The 18,569-nt window shown below is 60.9% G+C and carries 19 protein-coding genes and 2 riboswitches; of the genes, 14 read left to right on the forward strand and 5 right to left on the reverse strand.

Annotation, left to right across the window (positions count from 1 at the left end; all coding sequences use genetic code 11):
• The first annotated feature begins 38 nt into the window (after nucleotides 1-38).
• Nucleotides 39-524, forward strand: coding sequence for a bacterioferritin (gene bfr / locus LJE98_RS10835; protein WP_229575227.1), 486 nt, complete (start codon nucleotides 39-41; stop codon nucleotides 522-524).
• A 145-nt stretch (nucleotides 525-669) separates the two neighbouring features.
• Here bfr and LJE98_RS10840 read toward each other — a convergent pair whose 3' ends face one another.
• Nucleotides 670-1,509, reverse strand: coding sequence for an AAA family ATPase (locus LJE98_RS10840; RefSeq protein ID WP_229575228.1), 840 nt, complete (start codon nucleotides 1,507-1,509; stop codon nucleotides 670-672).
• Nucleotides 1,510-1,872: 363 nt separating this feature from the next.
• Between LJE98_RS10840 and LJE98_RS10845 the strand changes: the two genes are divergently transcribed.
• The 9 genes from LJE98_RS10845 to LJE98_RS10885 all read left to right on the forward strand — a co-directional run bounded on the left by LJE98_RS10845 (nucleotide 1,873) and on the right by LJE98_RS10885 (nucleotide 11,467).
• Nucleotides 1,873-2,163 (forward strand): cold-shock protein, encoded by a 291-nt coding sequence (locus LJE98_RS10845; RefSeq protein ID WP_229575229.1) that lies wholly within the window; start codon nucleotides 1,873-1,875, stop codon nucleotides 2,161-2,163.
• A 221-nt stretch (nucleotides 2,164-2,384) separates the two neighbouring features.
• Entirely contained in the window at nucleotides 2,385-3,038 is a 654-nt protein-coding gene (locus tag LJE98_RS10850; protein WP_229575230.1) for a thiamine diphosphokinase, read from the forward strand.
• A 4-nt stretch (nucleotides 3,039-3,042) separates the two neighbouring features.
• Nucleotides 3,043-4,875, forward strand: a complete 1,833-nt coding sequence (locus tag LJE98_RS10855) for an ABC-F family ATP-binding cassette domain-containing protein (RefSeq protein WP_229575231.1) — start codon at nucleotides 3,043-3,045, stop codon at nucleotides 4,873-4,875.
• 108 nt (nucleotides 4,876-4,983) lie between these two features.
• Nucleotides 4,984-5,098, forward strand: a riboswitch (TPP riboswitch).
• 66 nt (nucleotides 5,099-5,164) lie between these two features.
• Nucleotides 5,165-6,163: a thiamine ABC transporter substrate binding subunit gene (thiB, locus tag LJE98_RS10860; protein ID WP_229575232.1), complete on the forward strand. Its 999-nt coding sequence runs from the start codon at nucleotides 5,165-5,167 to the stop codon at nucleotides 6,161-6,163.
• A gap of 6 nt (nucleotides 6,164-6,169) precedes the next feature.
• Nucleotides 6,170-7,828 (forward strand): thiamine/thiamine pyrophosphate ABC transporter permease, encoded by a 1,659-nt coding sequence (gene thiP / locus LJE98_RS10865; protein ID WP_229575233.1) that lies wholly within the window; start codon nucleotides 6,170-6,172, stop codon nucleotides 7,826-7,828.
• On the forward strand, nucleotides 7,821-8,564 hold the full coding sequence (locus tag LJE98_RS10870) for an ATP-binding cassette domain-containing protein (RefSeq protein WP_229575234.1): 744 nt from the start codon (nucleotides 7,821-7,823) through the stop codon (nucleotides 8,562-8,564). Before thiP ends, LJE98_RS10870 begins: the two co-directional genes overlap by 8 nt.
• Nucleotides 8,565-8,785: 221 nt before the next feature.
• Nucleotides 8,786-10,312 carry a M48 family metalloprotease gene (locus tag LJE98_RS10875; protein WP_420710137.1) on the forward strand — a complete coding sequence of 509 codons (1,527 nt, stop codon included), beginning with the start codon at nucleotides 8,786-8,788 and terminating at the stop codon, nucleotides 10,310-10,312.
• Between the two features lie 79 nt (nucleotides 10,313-10,391).
• Nucleotides 10,392-10,844: a MarR family winged helix-turn-helix transcriptional regulator gene (locus tag LJE98_RS10880; protein ID WP_229575236.1), complete on the forward strand. Its 453-nt coding sequence runs from the start codon at nucleotides 10,392-10,394 to the stop codon at nucleotides 10,842-10,844.
• Nucleotides 10,841-11,467, forward strand: a complete 627-nt coding sequence (locus LJE98_RS10885; protein ID WP_229575237.1) for a cysteine hydrolase family protein — start codon at nucleotides 10,841-10,843, stop codon at nucleotides 11,465-11,467. The genes LJE98_RS10880 and LJE98_RS10885 overlap by 4 nt, the downstream gene beginning before the upstream one ends.
• 92 nt (nucleotides 11,468-11,559) lie before the next feature.
• Here LJE98_RS10885 and LJE98_RS10890 read toward each other — a convergent pair whose 3' ends face one another.
• Both LJE98_RS10890 and leuB read right to left on the reverse strand, forming a co-directional pair.
• Nucleotides 11,560-12,432 carry an RNA polymerase factor sigma-32 gene (locus LJE98_RS10890; RefSeq protein ID WP_229575238.1) on the reverse strand — a complete coding sequence of 291 codons (873 nt, stop codon included), beginning with the start codon at nucleotides 12,430-12,432 and terminating at the stop codon, nucleotides 11,560-11,562.
• A gap of 318 nt (nucleotides 12,433-12,750) precedes the next feature.
• Nucleotides 12,751-13,863: a 3-isopropylmalate dehydrogenase gene (gene leuB / locus LJE98_RS10895; RefSeq protein WP_229575239.1), complete on the reverse strand. Its 1,113-nt coding sequence runs from the start codon at nucleotides 13,861-13,863 to the stop codon at nucleotides 12,751-12,753.
• A gap of 175 nt (nucleotides 13,864-14,038) precedes the next feature.
• Here leuB and LJE98_RS10900 point away from each other — a divergent pair, with 175 nt between their 5' ends.
• On the forward strand, nucleotides 14,039-14,971 hold the full coding sequence (locus LJE98_RS10900; RefSeq protein WP_229575240.1) for a pyridoxal-phosphate dependent enzyme: 933 nt from the start codon (nucleotides 14,039-14,041) through the stop codon (nucleotides 14,969-14,971).
• Between the two features lie 57 nt (nucleotides 14,972-15,028).
• On the opposite strand, the gene leuD is transcribed toward LJE98_RS10900, so the two are convergent.
• Entirely contained in the window at nucleotides 15,029-15,634 is a 606-nt protein-coding gene (gene leuD, locus LJE98_RS10905) for a 3-isopropylmalate dehydratase small subunit (RefSeq protein ID WP_229575241.1), read from the reverse strand.
• Nucleotides 15,635-15,804: 170 nt separating this feature from the next.
• A complete protein-coding gene (locus tag LJE98_RS10910; protein ID WP_229575242.1) occupies nucleotides 15,805-16,035 on the reverse strand; it encodes a hypothetical protein in 231 nt (76 codons plus the stop codon).
• A gap of 110 nt (nucleotides 16,036-16,145) precedes the next feature.
• Here LJE98_RS10910 and LJE98_RS10915 point away from each other — a divergent pair, with 110 nt between their 5' ends.
• The 3 genes from LJE98_RS10915 to metA all read left to right on the forward strand — a co-directional run bounded on the left by LJE98_RS10915 (nucleotide 16,146) and on the right by metA (nucleotide 18,484).
• Nucleotides 16,146-17,069, forward strand: coding sequence for an HpcH/HpaI aldolase/citrate lyase family protein (locus LJE98_RS10915; protein ID WP_229575243.1), 924 nt, complete (start codon nucleotides 16,146-16,148; stop codon nucleotides 17,067-17,069).
• On the forward strand, nucleotides 17,066-17,272 hold the full coding sequence (locus LJE98_RS10920) for a DUF1737 domain-containing protein (protein WP_229575244.1): 207 nt from the start codon (nucleotides 17,066-17,068) through the stop codon (nucleotides 17,270-17,272). The genes LJE98_RS10915 and LJE98_RS10920 overlap by 4 nt, the downstream gene beginning before the upstream one ends.
• Nucleotides 17,273-17,384: 112 nt before the next feature.
• Nucleotides 17,385-17,462: riboswitch (SAM riboswitch) on the forward strand.
• A gap of 92 nt (nucleotides 17,463-17,554) precedes the next feature.
• Nucleotides 17,555-18,484: a homoserine O-acetyltransferase MetA gene (gene metA / locus LJE98_RS10925; protein WP_229575245.1), complete on the forward strand. Its 930-nt coding sequence runs from the start codon at nucleotides 17,555-17,557 to the stop codon at nucleotides 18,482-18,484.
• Nucleotides 18,485-18,569: the final 85 nt, after the last annotated feature.

The following is an 18,569-nucleotide window of genomic DNA, read 5'->3' on the forward strand; positions in this document are numbered from 1 at the left end:
AGTTGCCGCTTCTGAATTCAACAAAAGGGATGAACATCATGAAGGGTGATCCGAAGGTCATCGAACGGCTCAACGAAGCTCTGTTTCTCGAGCTTGGCGCCGTCAATCAGTACTGGCTGCACTACCGCCTGCTCAACGACTGGGGCTATACGAAGCTCGCCAAGAAAGAGCGTGCCGAATCGATCGAGGAAATGCAGCACGCCGACAAGATCATCGACCGGATCATCTTCCTGGAAGGCCACCCGAACCTGCAGCAGGTTGCTCCCCTCCGTATCGGCCAGAACGTCAAGGAAGTGCTGGAAGCCGATCTCGCCGGAGAATATGATGCCCGGACCTCCTACAAGGCCTCGCGCGACATCTGTCACCAGGCTGGCGATTACGTCTCGATGAAGATCTTCGAACAGCTCCTCATCGATGAAGAAGGTCACATTGATTTCCTGGAGACGCAGCTCGAGCTTCTCTCCAAGATCGGCGAAGAGAAATACGGCCAGCTCAACGCAGATTCGGCCGACTCCGCCGAATAATCTGCAGTTGCAGCCAATGACTGAGGCCCCGTCCTGAACGGACACCCGAAAACTGGACCTCCAATTTCGGGAAGCCGTTCACGCGGGGCTTCATTTTGTTCCGAGGTCCTGATGACCTGGCCGCGCCCGCGATCCTCGCCGGGGATCAGCGGTCCCGCCGTGCCATGAACGCCAGTCGCTCGAAAAGATGCACGTCCTGCTCATTCTTCAATAACGCGCCGTGCAGCTTGGGAAGGGCGCTTTTCGATTCGCCGCGCAGGTCGGCCGGATCGACATCCTCGGCGACCAGAAGCCGGATCCAGTCGAGCGCTTCCGATGTCGACGGCTTTTTCCGAAGACCTGGCGTTTCGCGGATCTCGTAGAACTGGGTCAACGCGTTGCGAAGCAGTGTCTTCTTGATACCGGGATAATGGACCTCGACGATCCGTTCCAGCGTCTCTGGATCGGGGAACCGGATGTAATGAAAGAAGCAGCGGCGCAGGAAGGCGTCTGGCAGCTCCTTCTCGTTGTTCGAGGTGATGATCACGATCGGTCGCACCCGGGCCATGACCGTTTCACCGGTCTCGTAGACATGAAACTCCATCCGGTCGAGTTCCTGCAGCAGGTCGTTGGGGAATTCAATGTCAGCCTTGTCGATCTCGTCAATCAGCAAAACGCATTTCCGCGCAGCGACAAAAGCCTGCCACAGCTTGCCTTTGCGAATGTAGTTATTGACGTCGTTGACGCGGGCATCACCGAGCTGGCTGTCGCGCAGGCGCGATACGGCGTCATACTCGTAGAGCCCCTGCTGCGCCTTTGTCGTCGACTTGACGTTCCATTCCAGCATGTCGAGGCCGAGAGCGGTCGCAACCTGACGGGCAAGCTCGGTCTTGCCGGTGCCTGGCTCCCCTTTGACCAGCAACGGCCGCTCCAGCCGGATCGCGGCATTGACCGCAATCATCAGGTCCTTGTCGGCAACGTAGTCGGCGGTTCCCTGAAACTGCATCTTGCATGAGCCTCTTTCATTCATGGGCGCAACCTAATGACGAGCCTCAAGGGGTGCAAGCGCGGTCACGGCTTTCACCCTATTCACCAGATAAAGCTTGTGTTTTGGCGCCAATCTGGCAGGCTGTTTTCCACGAACGCTGATGCGTGTCCGTCTGCAAGCGCCCCATCCCCCAAGGACGGAATTTCAGGCACCGGACATCACCGACCTTCTCCACGACCCCATTATCACCGTCCGGACAAACGTGTTCGGCGGCCAAGACCCGCACAATGGCGGGCCCCATGAACGGAAGGACTAAAGTCCGACCCGCCGGTCATCTGGGCGCCTGCCACGACCGCAGCCTCCCCGCTGCAGGAGATACCCATGAGCAGACACATCTATTCCATCGGCGACACAGTGGTTCTGAAGGACGGCCCCGTCCGTCTTGCCCGCAGCAATGGCGCCTGCAAGGTACTGGCGACCTTGCCCGAGACAGGCGGAAGCCGCCAGTACCGGGTCCGCTTTGAAAGCGAGAGCTTCGATCGTTGCATCGCCGAAACCGACATTGATACCAGCCGCAGCAAGGCCTCCGCCCGGGCAATGGCTCCTGCAAACACCCCGAAAAAGGAAAACACATCATGGCTAAAGGCCAACAGCGTTCGAACCGCGAAGTAAGGAAGCCGAAGCAGGACAAGTCCAAGCCGTCCGCGGCCCCGGTTTCGACCTTCACGACCCAGATCAAGAATGCAGAGTCAGCTGCCCCCAAGAAGCGCTGAGAAGACAAGACCCGGACCCCTCGCAGAGGTCTGTCCGGGCGACTCTCTCCCGCCAGTGCGGGCGCCTTCCCCTCAGCATTGACCTTTCCCTTTTGGGCAGAGATGCGCTATGGGCTGGCCATGACTTTGACCTCTTTCACCCTATTGCTCGGCGGCAGCCTGGCCGTCACGGACCGCCTGCGGGCGCTGACCAAGGGAAGCCGCGTGATCGCGGCCGATGGCGGCATGCGCCATGCGACGAAACTCGGTGTGACACCCGAGCTATGGGTCGGCGATTTTGACAGCAGCGACACCACTCTGATCGAGCGCTTTCCTAACGTCGAACGGCGAACCTACCCCGCCGCCAAGGCCGTCACAGACGGTGAAATCGCAGTCGCCGAAGCAATCGCACGCGGCGCCACCCGGCTGATTTTCGCCGGCGCTCTCGGAGGCGAGCGGTCCGACCATGCACTGCAGCACTACCTGAACGCGCTCGGCCTGGTCGAAGACGGCTACGAGGTCGTACTCACCTCAGGCGAGGAAGAGGCCTATCCCTTTGTCGAACAGAGCGAACTCGCGCTCGAATTGCCCAAGGGTGCGCTTTTCTCCGTGCTCGGCTTCACCATGCTCGAAGGCCTGACAATCCGCAATGCGCGCTATCCGCTCCAGGATTTCCGGTTGCCCTTCGGCTCGTCGCGCACGATTTCCAACATCGCTGAGGGCCCGATCTCGGTCTCCCTTTCCCGTGGCCGGGCCATGCTGCTCGCCCGCCCTTACGATCTTTCCGGAGCCTGAAACCTTGGCGCCTCCCATTCTCAAACTCGATGACATCCAGCTTTCTTTCGGTGGTACGCCGCTGCTCGCCGGCGCGGGCCTTCAGGTCGAACCGGGAGACCGGATCTGCCTCGTCGGCCGCAACGGCTCCGGCAAATCGACACTCATGAAGATCGCCGCCGGAATTGTCGAAGCGCAGTCCGGCGAGGTTTTCCGCCATCCGTCCTCGACGATCCGCTATCTGGAGCAGGCACCGGATTTCGACGGCTATTCCAGCGTTCAGGCCTATGCCGAGGCGGGGCTCGGACCGGGCGATGATCCCTATCGTGTCACCTATCTGCTCGAACACCTCGGCCTCACCGGCCAGGAAGACCCACAGCAACTCTCAGGCGGCGAGGCACGCCGCGCAGCACTCGCCCGGGTCCTGGCGCCGGAGCCGGACATCCTGATGCTCGACGAGCCGACCAACCATCTCGATCTGCCGACGATCGAATGGCTGGAAGGGGAACTGTCGAAGAGCCGCAGCGCACTTGTTCTCATCTCCCACGACCGACGCTTCCTGGAAAAGATCTCGACCGCCACCGTCTGGCTTGATCGTGGCCTGTCACGCCGGCTGAACCGCGGCTTTGCTCATTTCGAGGAGTGGCGCGACCAAGTCCTCGAAGAGGAAGAGATCGAGCAGCACAAGCTCGGTCGCCAGATCGAGCGGGAGGAGCACTGGCTGCGTTATGGCGTGACCGCGCGTCGCAAGCGCAACATGCGCCGCCTCGGCAACCTGCAGACGTTGAGGGCCAATTACCGCGGCCACAAGCGACCGCAGGGAACAATTCAGGCGTCCGCGACAGAAGGCAAGGAAAGCGGCAAGCTCGTCATCGAGGCCGACAAGATCACCAAGACCTATGGTGACCGTGCCATCGTCGCACCGTTTTCGATCCGCGTGCATCGTGGCGACTGCATCGGTCTGATCGGACCCAATGGTGCAGGCAAGACGACACTGCTCAAGATGCTGACGGGCCAGCTGGCACCAGATGAAGGTGTCGTGAAACTCGGCACCAATCTCGAGATCGCCGTGCTCGACCAGAAGCGTGAGGACCTCAATCCGGAGGATACACTCTCCCACTATCTGACCGACGGCCGCGGGGAGAATCTGCTGGTCAATGGCGAACAGAAGCACGTCACCGGCTACATGAAGGACTTCCTCTTCCAGCCGGAACAGGCTCGCACCCCGATCCGCAACCTGTCAGGCGGCGAACGTGCGCGCCTGATGCTGGCGCGCATCATGGCCAAGCCTTCGAACCTGCTCATTCTCGATGAACCCACCAACGATCTCGACATCGAGACACTCGATCTGCTGCAGGAAATCGTTGCTGGCTATTCCGGCACCGTCATCCTTGTCAGCCATGACCGCGACTTCCTCGATCGCACGGTCACCTCGACGATTGCGCCGGCAAATCCGGATGCGCCCGATGGCCGCTGGATCGAATATGCCGGTGGCTATTCCGATATGCTCGCCCAGCGCAAGGGCGTCGAGGACGAGCGCAAGCGGGTGGAAAAGGCCGAGAAAGCAAAGGCGCAGGAAGCATCGGGCGGCAAGCCCGCAGACTCAGGCTCGAAGGGTAAGGGCAAGCTCTCCTTCAAACAGAAATTTGCGCTCGAAAACCTACCCAAGGAAATGGAAAAGGCGGAGAAAGAAATCGCCGCACGCGAAGCGAAGATGGCTGATCCCAACCTCTTCACCAAGGATCCGGCAAGCTTCAACAAGCTCGCCGCCGAAATGGAAAAGCTGCGCGCCGACATCACCCGCATGGAAGAGGAATGGCTGGAACTCGAAATGCTGCGTGAGGAACTGGAGGGCTGAAGGCCTCAATTCCTCGCCATCATCCGACGCTTGGCGTCTCCCAACATCAAGGCCGCGGCGACTGAATGTTCGCACCTTGCGCTCAAAGTCCCAGCGCGCTATCTCAAGTCTGCTCTAACGGGGTGCCTTCCGGTTTTCGTAACCGGAATGCTGAGAGGCTTCATGCCAACCCGCGGAACCTGATCCGGTTAAGACCGGCGGAGGGATTAGACGCGACGATTTCAGGCGCCCTATCCCGACAGCAATGATGATTGAGGAGGAGGGCGCTATGCGACCCAGGACTGTTTCCATGCTTATCGGCGGCCTTTCGACCGCCATTCTCGGCTTCGTTTTGCCGGCCGCAGCTGCCGAAAAGACGCTCACCGTCTACACCTATGAGAGCTTCGTCTCCGAATGGGGCCCCGGCCCCAAGGTCAAGGAAGCCTTCGAGAAGACCTGTGACTGCACGGTCACTTTCGTCGGCGTTGCCGATGGCGTCGCGCTCCTCACCCGGCTCAAGCTGGAAGGTGAGACATCCAAGGCCGATGTCGTGCTCGGGCTCGATACCAACCTTGTCGAGGAAGCCAAGCAGACCGGCCTGTTTGAACAACACAGCGTCGATGCCGCCGCGGTGAAGGTGCCTGGCGGCTTCAGCGACGATGTCTTCCTGCCGTATGACTACGGCCATTTCGCCGTGATCTACGACACGGAAGCGATCAAGACACCGCCGAAAAGCCTGAAGGAACTGGTTGAGGGCGATCCGTCGCAGAAGATCGTCATTCAGGATCCGCGCACCTCGACGCCGGGCCTCGGCCTGCTGCTCTGGGTGAAGTCGGTCTATGGCGACAAGGCACCGGAAGCCTGGGCAAAGCTCAAGGACCGCGTGCTCACCGTCACGCCCGGCTGGTCGGAAGCCTATGGCCTGTTCACCAAGGGTGAGGCGCCGATGGTGCTCTCCTACACCACCTCGCCGGCTTATCACATGGTCGCCGAAGAAACCGACCGCTACCAGGCGGCGGAATTCTCCGAGGGCCATTACATCCAGATCGAAGTCGCCGGCCTCCTGAAAAATGCGCCGGAGAAGGAACTGGCCCGCCAGTTTCTTGCCTTCATGCTTGAGCCCGGATTTCAGGACACGATCCCGACCAACAACTGGATGATGCCGGTCGCGTCGACGTCGGAACCTCTGCCGGAAGCCTTTGGCAAGCTGGTCCAGCCGAAGACGACCTTTCTGATGGCACCCCCCGAAGTCGCGGCCAACAGACAGGCCTGGATCGACGAATGGCTCAAAGCGATGACGCTGAAATAGTTTCGTATGATCCGCCCGATTTACCAGTCACGGCGACAGAGGCTGCCCGCGCTTGCGGGTGGCCTTTTCGTTCTGATGGTCGTGACGGCTTTCGTCGGCATCGCGCTGACGGCCCTCCTCGCGGGACGATTGTCGGGCGGTCTTCTCTCCGCCTTCGCTGATCCCGTCATCCGATCGGTTCTATCCTTTACGCTCTGGCAGGCCTTCCTCTCCACGCTTCTTTCCGTGGGCTTGGCCCTGCCGGTCGCCAGTGCACTCGCCAGACAGCCGGCTTTCCCAGGTCGCATCTGGCTGATCCGGCTGATGGCCGTGCCGATGGGATTGCCAGTCCTGATCGGCGCGCTCGGGCTGATTGGCATCTTCGGCAGAAGCGGCATCGTCAACGATACGCTGACAGGACTTGGCCTCGACCAGCCAATCTCGATCTACGGACTGACCGGCATCCTCGTCGCCCATGTCTTCTTCAACCTGCCGCTGGCAACCCGCCTGATGCTGTCAGCCCTCGAGCGGGTGCCGGCGGAATACTGGCGCATGTCGGCAAGCCTCGGATTTTCGCCGTTTTCCACCTTCCGCTTCATCGAGTGGCCGGTTCTGGCCCGTGTGATCCCCGGAGCAGCAGGTCTGATCTTCATGCTCTGTGTAACGAGTTTCACGTTGGTGCTGATCTTCGGTGGTGGCCCTGCGGCGACGACCATTGAAGTTGCCATCTACCAGGCGCTGCGCTTCGACTTCAATCCGGAGCGCGCCGTGTCCCTGGCGCTCCTGCAAATCACGGTGACAGGCCTGATCCTCGCTGGCCTGAGTCTCCTGCCGGCAGCACCTGATACCGGTGTTACCAGCGGTCGACACTTCCCACGCTTCGACGGACGGCGTCCGCTTGTCCGCCTCACCGACGGGCTGCTCCTGTTGTTTGCCACGCTTTTCCTCATCCTGCCGCTCGGCCAGGTGGTCGTCTCCGGCCTCCAGGCTGATCTCGGTCGACTTCTCTCCCAGGCGGCCTTTCAACAGGCATCCTTCACCAGTCTGGGTGTGGCTCTCTCTGCCGGGCTGCTTGCCACTCTGCTTGCCTATGGCGTGATCGCAGCTCGCGCCGACATCGCGACGGCTCGCGCACAAAATGCCGGCAACCGCGTCTTCTCGCTTGCGCTCGCCGCGGTCTCCTCGCTGGTCTTGCTCGTCCCCACCAGCGTCCTCGCCACTGGCTGGTTCCTGGCTTTAAGACCTCGGGGCGAGGTCGCGACCTTCGCACCCTTCATCGTCACAGGCATAAACGCCCTGATGGCACTGCCCTTTGCGGTGCGCGTGCTGGAACCCGCCTATCGAGAGCATCGGGCTGGCACCGGACACTTGGCCGAAAGCCTCGGCCTCTCCGTCACCCAGCGCCTGCGCCGCGTCGATTGGCCGGTCCTGAAACGGCCGTTCTTGACGGCACTCGCCTTCGCCATGACGCTGTCGCTCGGTGACCTCGGGGCAGTCGCTCTCTTCGGCTCTGAAAACATCTTGACCCTACCCGCCCTTATCTATGCCCGGATGGGCAGCTATCGCAGCACCGATGCCGATGGGCTCGCCCTTATTCTTGGTGCAATTTGTCTGGTTCTGGCGCTGATCGGAGCGCCGGGAACACGTATCGCCCCCAACAACCCACGGGAGAGAACCGATGCGTGATGAAGCCTCGACCGGCATCCGCCTCGACGACGTCCACCTGACGCTGGGGAACCGCGCCTTCCATTTCGACTGCGGTTTCGAGCGCGGACGGATCACAGCCGTCGTCGGTCCCTCGGGCTCAGGCAAGTCGACTTTGCTGAACCTCGTCTCAGGCTTTGAGCGGCCGGACAGCGGCCGTATCGAGATCGCCGGACGTGATGTGACAGATCTGGCACCGGCAGAGCGCCCTGTTTCTCTGGTCTTCCAGGACAACAACCTGTTTTCCCATCTCGACCTCTTTACAAACATCGGGCTCGGCATCCATCCGGCAATGCGCCTGACACCTGCCGACCGCAAGGCGATTTCAGATGCTCTGACGCGCGTCGGACTCCCGGGATATGAACGTCGTCTGCCGGGCTCGCTCTCGGGTGGCGAGCGGCAACGCGTGGCCTTTGCCCGCGCGCTGGTGCGCCACCGCCCGGTTCTGCTGCTCGATGAGCCATTTGCAGCCCTTGATCCAGGCTTGCGTGCCGCGATGGTCGAACTGCTCGTAGACCTCCATGCCGAAACCCGCGCCACGGTCCTGATCGTCACCCACGACCCACGCGATGTGGAGCGGCTGGCAGACGATGTCACCTTCATCGATGATGGACATGTGCTCGCGAAGACCGACAAGATGACCTTCTTCCAGAGCCACGACATTGCTGCCGTGCAGAACTTCCTCGGCGAGCATACCTTTACACGCCAATCGCCTTAATTTGGTCGTCCACGCCTGCCATGCGCGTCAGGAATAGTTGTTCCTTCGGCAAGACCATTGGTCATTTCCTCTGGCGTGACTATCTTCTGGAGCATGCGGTGTTTTCGCACTATGTGAAGGACTGCCGGATCGGTGCGAGGCGATGGCGGCAGAGGGCAATTGATGCTGCACCCGGCGGTCGGCCAAATCGGCAATCGTCCGGGCTCAGGTGAAGGGGCAGGATGCAGTTTTTGAGCCGGAACAGCGCGATGGCTGCCGAAGTGAATCGGCAGAGACGGCCATTCAGGCTCGCGTCGAGCGTAGCCGTGCTGATTTCTGTGGGGCTGGTCCTATCGTCCTGCCAGTCTCTGTTCGAGCAAGCCTACGAGCCGTCTGTCGCACCATCCAGCAATCCGCAGATCGTCGACGAAGTCCAGAAGGGCGACCCGCGCGCCCAGATGGGGGCCCGCGAGCATCCGCGCATCGTCGCTTCCTATGGCGGGGAATACTCCGACTCCAAGACCGAACGTCTCGTCGCCCGCATCGCGGGCGCGCTGACGGCCGTCTCGGAAAACCCGAATCAGTCCTATCGCATCACCATCCTCAACTCGCCCGCGATCAACGCCTTCGCGCTGCCGGGCGGCTATCTCTATGTCACGCGCGGTCTTCTGGCGCTCGCCAATGACGCGTCTGAAGTCGCAGCCGTGCTCAGCCACGAGATGGCGCATGTGACCGCAAACCACGGTATCGAACGCCAGCGCCGTGAAGAGGCAGAGGTCATTGCGAGCCGCGTCGTGGCCGAAGTGCTGTCCAGCGATCTTGCCGGCAAGCAGGCATTGGCCCGCGGCAAGCTGCGGCTTGCCGCCTTCTCGCGCCAGCAGGAGCTGCAGGCAGACGTCATCGGCGTTCGCACGCTTGGCGAAGCCGGATATGATCCTTATGCCGCCGCCCGCTTCCTCGACTCCATGGCGCGCTACAGCCAGTTCACCTCGGTCGATCCGGATGCTGACCAGAGCCTGGACTTCCTGTCGAGCCATCCGAACGCTCCGCAGCGTGTCGAGCTCGCCAAGCGTCACGCCCGCGTCTTCGGCCCTGAAGGCACGCATGGCGAGACAGGCCGCGACTATTACCTCAACGGCATCGACGGCCTGCTCTACGGCGACAGCCCGCAGGAGGGTTTCGTGCGTGGCCAGACCTTCCTGCACGGCCAGCTCGGCATCCGTTTCGATGTTCCGGTCGGTTTTCAAATCGACAACAAGGTCGAAGCCGTCCTTGCCACCGGTCCCGGCGATGTCGCGATCCGGTTCGACGGCGTGGCGGACAGTCAGAAGATCAGTCTGCCGAACTACATCTCGAGCGGCTGGGTCACCGGCTTGCTGCCGGACACCATACAGACGATCACCGTCAACGGGCTTGAAGCCGCAACGGCCCGCGCGTCTGCCGATCGCTGGGACTTCGACATAACCGTCATCCGCATCGGTCCGCAGATTTTCCGCTTCCTGACTGCCGTGCCGAAGGGCAGTCCGGCGCTGGAAACGACAGCAGCCCAGCTGCGAGCATCCTTCCGGCGCATCACGTCTCAGGAGGCGGCTTCGCTGAAGCCGCTGCGCGTCCGTGTTGTAACAGTCGGTGCCAATGACAATATCGGCACCTTGTCCGCTCGGATGATGGGCACCGACCGCAAGCTAGAGCTCTTCCGGATGATCAACGCTCTGGGTGCAACCTCGACAGTCAAGCCCGGCGCGCGCGTGAAGATCATTTCCGAGTAGTGCGCCGAGTTGGCACGCCGGATTGATCTATCCATCTCGACATTGACATGATGCATGTCATCATGACATGAACAATGTCATGAACAAGCAGGAACAGCTTTACCGTCTGATTTGGTTGTCGCGGCCGCTCATGCAGGCAGCAGAGGCGCGTGTCGAACAGGCGCTTGATGGCACCGGCTTGACAGTCCGGATGCGGGCGGTCCTTGAGATACTTCACGTCCATGGCGATGCCACTGTTCCTGAGATTGCGCTCAAGCTCGAAATCCAGCGACAGTATGTCCAGGTTATGGTCAATGAGACGCTGGCGGAAGGCCTTACCGTTGGCGGACCCAATCCGCGCCACAGGAGATCCACGATGATCGCCTTGACCCCCAAGGGTAAAAGGCTGATCGAAGAGGTGATCACACGTGAGAACCACATCGTGCAGCGCATGGCGACAGGAATCCGCGCCGAGGACATCGCCACCGCGCTCAACGTCGTCACCGAGATGATTGCGAAGTTGAAAGCTGACGCAGAGGATCAATCGGCATGATGCCAGGCTATCTCTTGCTCCTGCCCGCCCTTGCGCTGCTCGTTTGGCTCGCTGATGGGATTAGAAGGATCGGCGCGGTCAGTCATGGCACGCCTATTGGCAAACGTCCTGGAACGGCCTTGCTGCTGATCGATCTCCAGGCGGTGTTCTGGGATGAGGGCCACTACGAAGACGCGGCAAAAGCAGCCGCTCAATCGGCCATCCTGAACGCCGTGAGCGCCGCCAAGGCTGCAGATTCACCGGTGATTGCCGTGAGGCAAGAGTGGTCCATTCCCTCGACGAAGGTGATCGCCAAGCTGACGATGCAGGGCAAGGCGGTCGAGGGCACGCCCGGAACACAGATCGCAGCGCCGTTCGAAGGACTTGCAGACCACGTTTTGATCAAGAGAGTCCAGGATGCGTTCGAAACAGGCGAGCTTGATCGACTTCTTGAACGGCTTGATGTGGGAACGCTTCGAATTGCAGGGCTGGATTTGAGCTATTGCGTAGCCAGGACTGCGCTTGCGGCACTTCGGCGCGGATATCATGTCGAGTTGATCACCCGCGCGAGCCTGTGCGAAAACCAGACCGCGGCTGATCGCACCCGCGACATGCTTTCCTCAAAAGGCGTACATCTGCGATAATCCGGCCACGGGCAATTCCGGAACATCCTTGCACAACACACAAAGGCCGGCGTCTCCACCGGCCTCTCTTTCGTGGAATTTCATGATTTCGCTCACATCGCCAGTTCAAGACGCGCCGAGCTAGGCGCCTTGTCGGTAAGCGCCACTTTCAGCTTCTCTAGCGCCCGCGTCTCGATCTGGCGGACCCGCTCCTTGGAAATGCCGAGTTCGGCGCCAAGTTCTTCGAGCGTTGCACCATCCTCCGTCAAACGTCGGGCCTTGATGATGCGGCTTTCCCTCTCGTTGAGGCGATTCATGGCCTCCCTCAACCAGCCATTCCAGCGTTCACCATCGATGATCGACGTAACCTGCTCGTCCGGTAGCGCTTCCTTGCTTTCCAGCATCTCGAGCTGCTCCGTACCTTCGCCGTTCTTGCCGGCGACGGGGGTCTGAAGCGAGGCATCATTGCCGGATAGGCGCGCATCCATGGACTGGACATCGGAGAGGCTGACACCGAGTGCGGATGCGATTTCCTGATGAATTGCCTGATCGGAAAGGCGATTGTCGCCCTGGGCGAGCTTGGCACGCAAGCGGCGCAGATTGAAGAACAGCGCCTTCTGGCTGGAGCTTGTCCCGCCGCGGACGATGGACCAGTTGCGCAGGATGTAATCCTGCATCGAAGCCCGGATCCACCATCCGGCATAGGTAGAGAACCGCACCTCTCGACCCGGGTCGAAACGCGCAGCAGCCTCGAGAAGCCCGATATACCCTTCCTGGATCAGATCGTTCAGAGGCAATCCAAATCCGCGGAACTTGGACGCCATGGCGATGACGAGGCGCATGTGGGCTTGCGCGATGCGATTGCGCGCACCTTGATCGTCATGCTCCTTCCAGCGGATTGCAAGGTCGAGTTCTTCCTCACGCTCCAGGTAGGGCTGCGACATGGCATACTTGATGATGTGTCTGTCAGCGGATATGGCTTTCATCGGACATCTCCATGGTCTCTAGGACCGCAGGCCTGTTGCAGGCCCTGTTGCCGGCATTGTTTCCTGAACGGCTGAACGTCGGACAGGTTCCAACAGAATGCCAGGTGCGGTGGTTGCGTCGCTCTCTTCTGCTTCTCTGACCTCAACTACGCACCCCCTGCGACATCGGATTGACGCGCAGGGTTGCGACCACAGGCCGAAGAGGCCTGATCACGGAAAAGTGAGAGATTGGCGGGAGACACGCCGCAGGGAATGTTGCCGAAACGCAAAGCGGCGCGGGTCACCCCGCGCCGCTGAAGTCGAGCCAGAAATGTGTTTTCAGGCCGAGAGTGCCTGAAACTCGGCGAGGATGGCATCGCCCATCTCGACTGTACCAACCTGACGGCAACCCTCGGCCATGATGTCGCCGGTACGGATGCCCTTGTCGAGGACGTTAGCGATAGCCTTCTCCAGACGATCGGCCTCCGCAACCATGTTGAAGGAATAGCGCAGGCACATGGCGAACGAGGCAATCATGGCGATCGGGTTGGCGACACCCGTGCCGGCGATGTCAGGGGCCGAACCGTGCACCGGCTCATAGAGTGCCTTGCGCTTGCCCGTCTTCGCGTCCGGAGCACCGAGCGAGGCGGAAGGCAGCATACCAAGTGAGCCCGTCAGCATGGCCGCGACGTCGGAGAGCATGTCGCCGAACAGATTGTCAGTCACGATGACGTCGAACTGCTTCGGCGCGCGGACGAGCTGCATGCCGCCGGCGTCGGCCAGCATGTGGTCGAGCTTGACGTCGGAGAACTTCTCCTTGTGCGTCGCGGTCACGACCTGGTTCCACAGGACGCCGGACTTCATGACGTTGCGCTTTTCCATCGAGCAGACGCGGTTGCCACGGGTCCGGGCCAGTTCGAAGGCGACGGCCGAGATCCGTTCGATTTCGTAGGTGTCGTAGACCTGGGTATCGATGGCGCGCTTCTGGCCATTGCCGAGATCGGTGATGGTCTTCGGCTCACCGAAATAGACGCCGCCGGTCAACTCGCGAACGATGAGGATATCGAGACCCTCGACCAGCTCAGGCTTCAGCGAGGACGCATTGGCAAGCGCCGGGTAGCAGATGGCCGGGCGCAGATTGGCGAAAAGCTCGAGATCCTTGCGCAGGCGCAGCAGTCCGGCTTCCGGGCGTACCTCATAGGGCACGTCATCCCACTTCGGACCGCCCACGGCACCGAACAGCACGGCGTCGGCAGAAAGCGCCTTTGCCATGTCTTCTTCTGAAATCGCCGCCCCATGGGCGTCATAGGCGGAGCCCCCGACGAGACCTTCGTCCGTCACGAACCCGGCACCCTGCGCCTCATTCATATAGGCAATGATCTTGCGAACTTCGGTCATGGCCTCTGGGCCGATGCCGTCACCGGGCAGCAGAAGAAGATTGCGAGCCGTCATGGAAACCCTCCACTCGAATAGAAGTCGCGGCTTCTTACGCCCGGGGCACGGCCATTTCAAGCGAGATAGGCCGGAAACGGTACGCATCGAGGTCTGCCATGACAGGGATAACGCCGTTGACCTCAGACCGGCTGCGGGTCCAAAAAGGCGCCTCTGCAAATTGGACCCATCCCACATGCCGCTCTCGCCGCTCCATATCGAAACTCCCCTGCTCAGAACCGCCGCCGACTACAGTGCCAGCGGCCTGCCGCTCTGGCTGAAGATCGATGCATTGCAGCCTTCCGGCAGCTTCAAGCTGAGAGGCGTTGGCCTTCTCTGCCAGCACGAGGTTGCGAAAGGCGCGAAGGAGATCTTCTGCGCGTCCGGCGGCAACGCCGGGATCGCAGCCGCGGTGGCGGGCCGCGCATTGCAGGTCCCGGTGACCATCGTCGTCCCCGAAACGACATCCGAAGCGGTTGGTGCCCGCATCGCGGCAACCGGCGCCAATGTGCTCGTCCACGGGCAGGTTTTCGATGAGGCCAATGCCCATGCCGTTGCGCTCGCCGCCGAACGCAGGGCGGCCTATGTCCATCCCTATGACCACCCGCTGCTCTGGGAAGGTCATGCCACCTTGATCGATGAGGTGGTGAAATCAGGCGCAGCCTTCGACTGCGTGATCACCAGCGTCGGCGGCGGTGGGCTTCTGGCCGGCATTGTCGAGGGCCTGCGCCGCAATGGCTTGCCGGACATCCCCGTTGTCGCGGTCGAAACAGAAGGTGCGGCCTCCCTGAATGCTGCGGTCGCTGCGAAAGAGCGCGTGACCCTGCCGGCGATCACCTCGATCGCCAATTCGCTTGGCGCACGGCAGGTCGCACAGCATGTCTTCGACTTGCTGGACACGCATCCGATCGAGAGCGTCACGGTAACCGATGCACAGGCTGTCGCGGCCTGTCTGAAATTCGCCGATGCGCAGCGGATCCTGGTCGAACCAGCCTGCGGTGCAGCACTCGCCGTTGCAGATGTGCATGCCGATCTGCTGTCGCGCTTCAAGGCGCCGCTCGTCGAGGTGTGCGGCGGGATCGGCGTGTCGCTCGCGTCACTCGAGACATGGCGCACGCGCTTCCTCTGAACCAATAAAAAAGCCGGGCTCACGCCCGGCTTGATTGTCTCACATCCGCTGCTGGTCTCAGGCCCAGGGGCGCTGCGCAGCGTTGGACTGTTCGAAACTCGTGATATTCGATGCCTTTTCGAGGGTCAGGCCGATGTCATCGAGGCCGTTCAGCAGGCAATGGCGCTTGAAGGCATCGATTTCAAACGAGATCCGGCCGCCGTCGGGACCGGTGATTTCCGAGGCTTCCAGATCGACGGTCAGCACGGCATTCGAACCGCGGCTGGCATCATCCATCAGCTTGTCCAGATCGCTCTGGCTGACGATGATCGGCAGGATGCCGTTCTTGAAGCAGTTGTTGTAGAAAATATCGGCGAAGGACGTTGAGATCACGCAGCGGATGCCGAAGTCCAGCAAGGCCCAGGGTGCATGTTCGCGCGAGGAACCGCAGCCGAAATTGTCGCCGGCAACGAGGATCTGCGCATTGCGGTAGGCCGGCTTGTTCAGGACGAAATCCGGGTTCTCCGAACCGTCTTCCTTGTAGCGAGCCTCCGCAAAGAGGCCTGTGCCGAGACCGGTGCGCTTGATGGTCTTCAGATAGTCCTTCGGAATGATCATGTCCGTGTCGACGTTGACGACCGGAAGCGGTGCTGCGACACCGGTGAGCTTTACGAACTTGTCCATCAATCTGCCTTCGATCTGGCTAATGCGGGTTTGGTGTCCCGCCCATAGAGCAAAACCGCGAGAAATTGAAGGAGATTCTTGCAAATGACGGATGCGGGCCCGCAGGATTTGCCCACGTGTCTATCCTCTCACCCGCGCGCGGGTCGGAGACGGATCGCAGTCCTGTACGATCAGAGATCGATGATGGTGCCCTTGCCGTCGTTCCAGACGCGCACGCCCTCGCTCGGTTTTGCCTTCGCATAGACCGGAGCGCGCTTCGTCTTGCCCATCAGCATGCGAGCACCGAGTGTCACGGTGAGGAGCGCCCCGATGACAAGCGTCAGCGAGACCGCGAAAGCGGCTGCGATACCGACAAATGCAAGGCCGGCAATGGCATAGGCGGCGGAGCGGATATTTTGCATGATCGTGTCCTTTCTCGCCAGCCAAGGTGGCCCTTCTTCTCCAGCATTGCAAGGGGCTTTCACCCAATTGTCATCTTGCGTGGTCGGCCAAAGCTTGCCAGAACTCGCCCATGACTTCAGAGCCATTCTCCTTTCGCTTTCACCACCCCTCTCGGTTGCGTCGGTCCGTGCTGACGGTGCCGGCGGTCAACGAACGGGCCCTGCAAAAGGTGCCCGGCCTCGACTGCGACGCGGTGATCTACGACCTCGAGGACTCGGTTGCCGAAGACCGGAAGGCGGAAGCGCGAGACAAGCTTCTGACATTCCTGACAAATTCTGACCTCGGACATCGCGAGCGCATCATTCGCATCAACGCGACGGATACACCCCATTTTCTCGAGGACATGAACCTCATCCTTGCTGCAGCGCCCGACGCCGTCCTTCTCCCGAAGGTCGAAGAGCCGGTAACGGTCCAGGACGTTGCGGATCGTCTCGGCGAGCACGCTGCGGCGGAAGGTCTCAGGATCTGGGCAATGATCGAAACCCCGCGCGGCATCCTCAACGGTGCAGCGATCGCCTCCGCCGGCCGGACGAGCGACAGCCGGCTCGATGCCTTGGTCGTCGGCTTGAACGACCTGCGCAAGGCGACCGGCATCCCGGATGCGCCGGGGCGCACCTATCTGGTGCCTTATCTGATGCAGGTCGTGCTCGCGGCCCGTGCCTATGGACTTGATGTCATCGACAGTGTCTCGAACGATTTCCGCGATCTCGAAGCTCTGTCGGCCGAGTGCGCACAAGGGCGCGGCATGGGGTTCGACGGAAAGATGCTGATCCATCCGGCCCAGATCAGTCCCGCCAACCAACATTTCGGACCCGACGAGGCGGCAATCATCGACGCCCGCATAGTGGCCAATGCTTTCGCCGACCCGGCCCATGCGGGCCTCAACGTCATCAACATCGATGGGCGCATGATCGAGAAGCTGCATGCCGAGGAGGCGACGCGCCTTCTCGCCAAGGTCGCCCTGATCGACGCCAGAAAGGACAAGTCTCCATGAAAGTCTATCGTTTCCTTACCGGCCCTGACGATTCCAGCTTCTGCCACCGCGTCACCGATGCCCTCAACAAGGGTTGGGAACTGCATGGCTCCCCGAGCCACTCCTTCAATGCGGCCGAGAACAAGATGTATTGCGGCCAGGCCGTGGTGAAGACCGTGCATGGCAAGGACTATGATCCGTCGATGAAACTCGGCGAGCAATAGCCAGCTCGCCACACAGCCGGCGAGGGCGAAACTGGCTTTCCGGCGCGGTGCCCGGCTGTGCCTCCATACCTGGCCGAACCCCATTGATTCGCAGTCCGGACAGGGGTAAAACGCCTCGTTCCGTGGTGATTTGGCCGGCCGGCTTGCAGCCACGTAAAATAAGTCGCTAAAGGGCCGAGGCGAGTTATCAGACTTTCCGAGGACCGGTGGCGATATTGAAGGCGCCGGTATTTTTGTTTCCGCGGTCCGAAGACCGCCGTGACAAGGAAAGTCGAGAGTAAGATGCCGATCAGGATTCCCGATACGCTGCCCGCCTTTGAGACCCTCGTGCATGAGGGCGTGCGGGTCATGACCGAAACCATGGCTATCCGCCAGGACATTCGCCCACTGCAGATCGGCCTGCTCAACCTCATGCCGAACAAGATCAAGACCGAAGTCCAGTTCGCCCGGCTGATCGGCGCCTCGCCGCTGCAGGTGGAGCTGACACTCGTCCGTGTCGGCGGCCACAAGGCCAAGAACACGCCGGAAGACCATCTCCTGTCCTTCTACCAGACCTGGGACGAGGTGAAGCACCGCAAGTTCGACGGCTTCATCATCACCGGCGCCCCGATCGAGACCCTGCCCTTCGAGGAGGTTACCTATTGGCCGGAACTCGAGCAGATCCTCGATTGGACCGAGACCCACGTGCATTCGACCATGAATGTTTGCTGGGGCGGCATGGCCGCCATCTACCACTTCCACAAGGTTCCGAAACATCCGCTGAAGGAAAAGGCGTTTGGCGTCTATCGCCATCGAAACCTCGCGCCCTCATCGGTCTATCTCAACGGGTTTTCGGACGATTTTCAGGTGCCGGTCTCGCGCTGGACGGAAGTTCGCCGCGCCGACATCGAGAAGATATCGGACCTGGAAATCCTGCTGGAATCCGACGAGATGGGCGTCTGCCTGGTGCAGGAGAAGCGCGCCAACCGCCTCTATATGTTCAATCACGTGGAATATGACTCGACCTCGCTGGGCGACGAATATTTCCGCGACAAGTCTGCCGGAATTCCGATCAAGCTGCCCCACAATTACTTCCCCCACAACGATGACGCACTCCCCCCGCTCAACCGCTGGCGCGGCCATGCGCATCTGCTGTTTGGCAACTGGATCAATGAGATCTACCAGATGACGCCCTATGACCTGAATGAGATCGGCAGCGGTGTAACACGCTGATACCGCACGTTTATGGAGGCCGTTTTTGGCGGGACAGGCTGGTCGCTCTGTGACAGGATGCGGCCGCCGATAAACCGAGCCTATT

The sequence above is a fragment of the Rhizobium sp. 'Codium 1' genome (assembly GCF_020889605.1).
Taxonomy (GTDB): Bacteria; Pseudomonadota; Alphaproteobacteria; order Rhizobiales; family Rhizobiaceae; genus Allorhizobium; species Allorhizobium algae.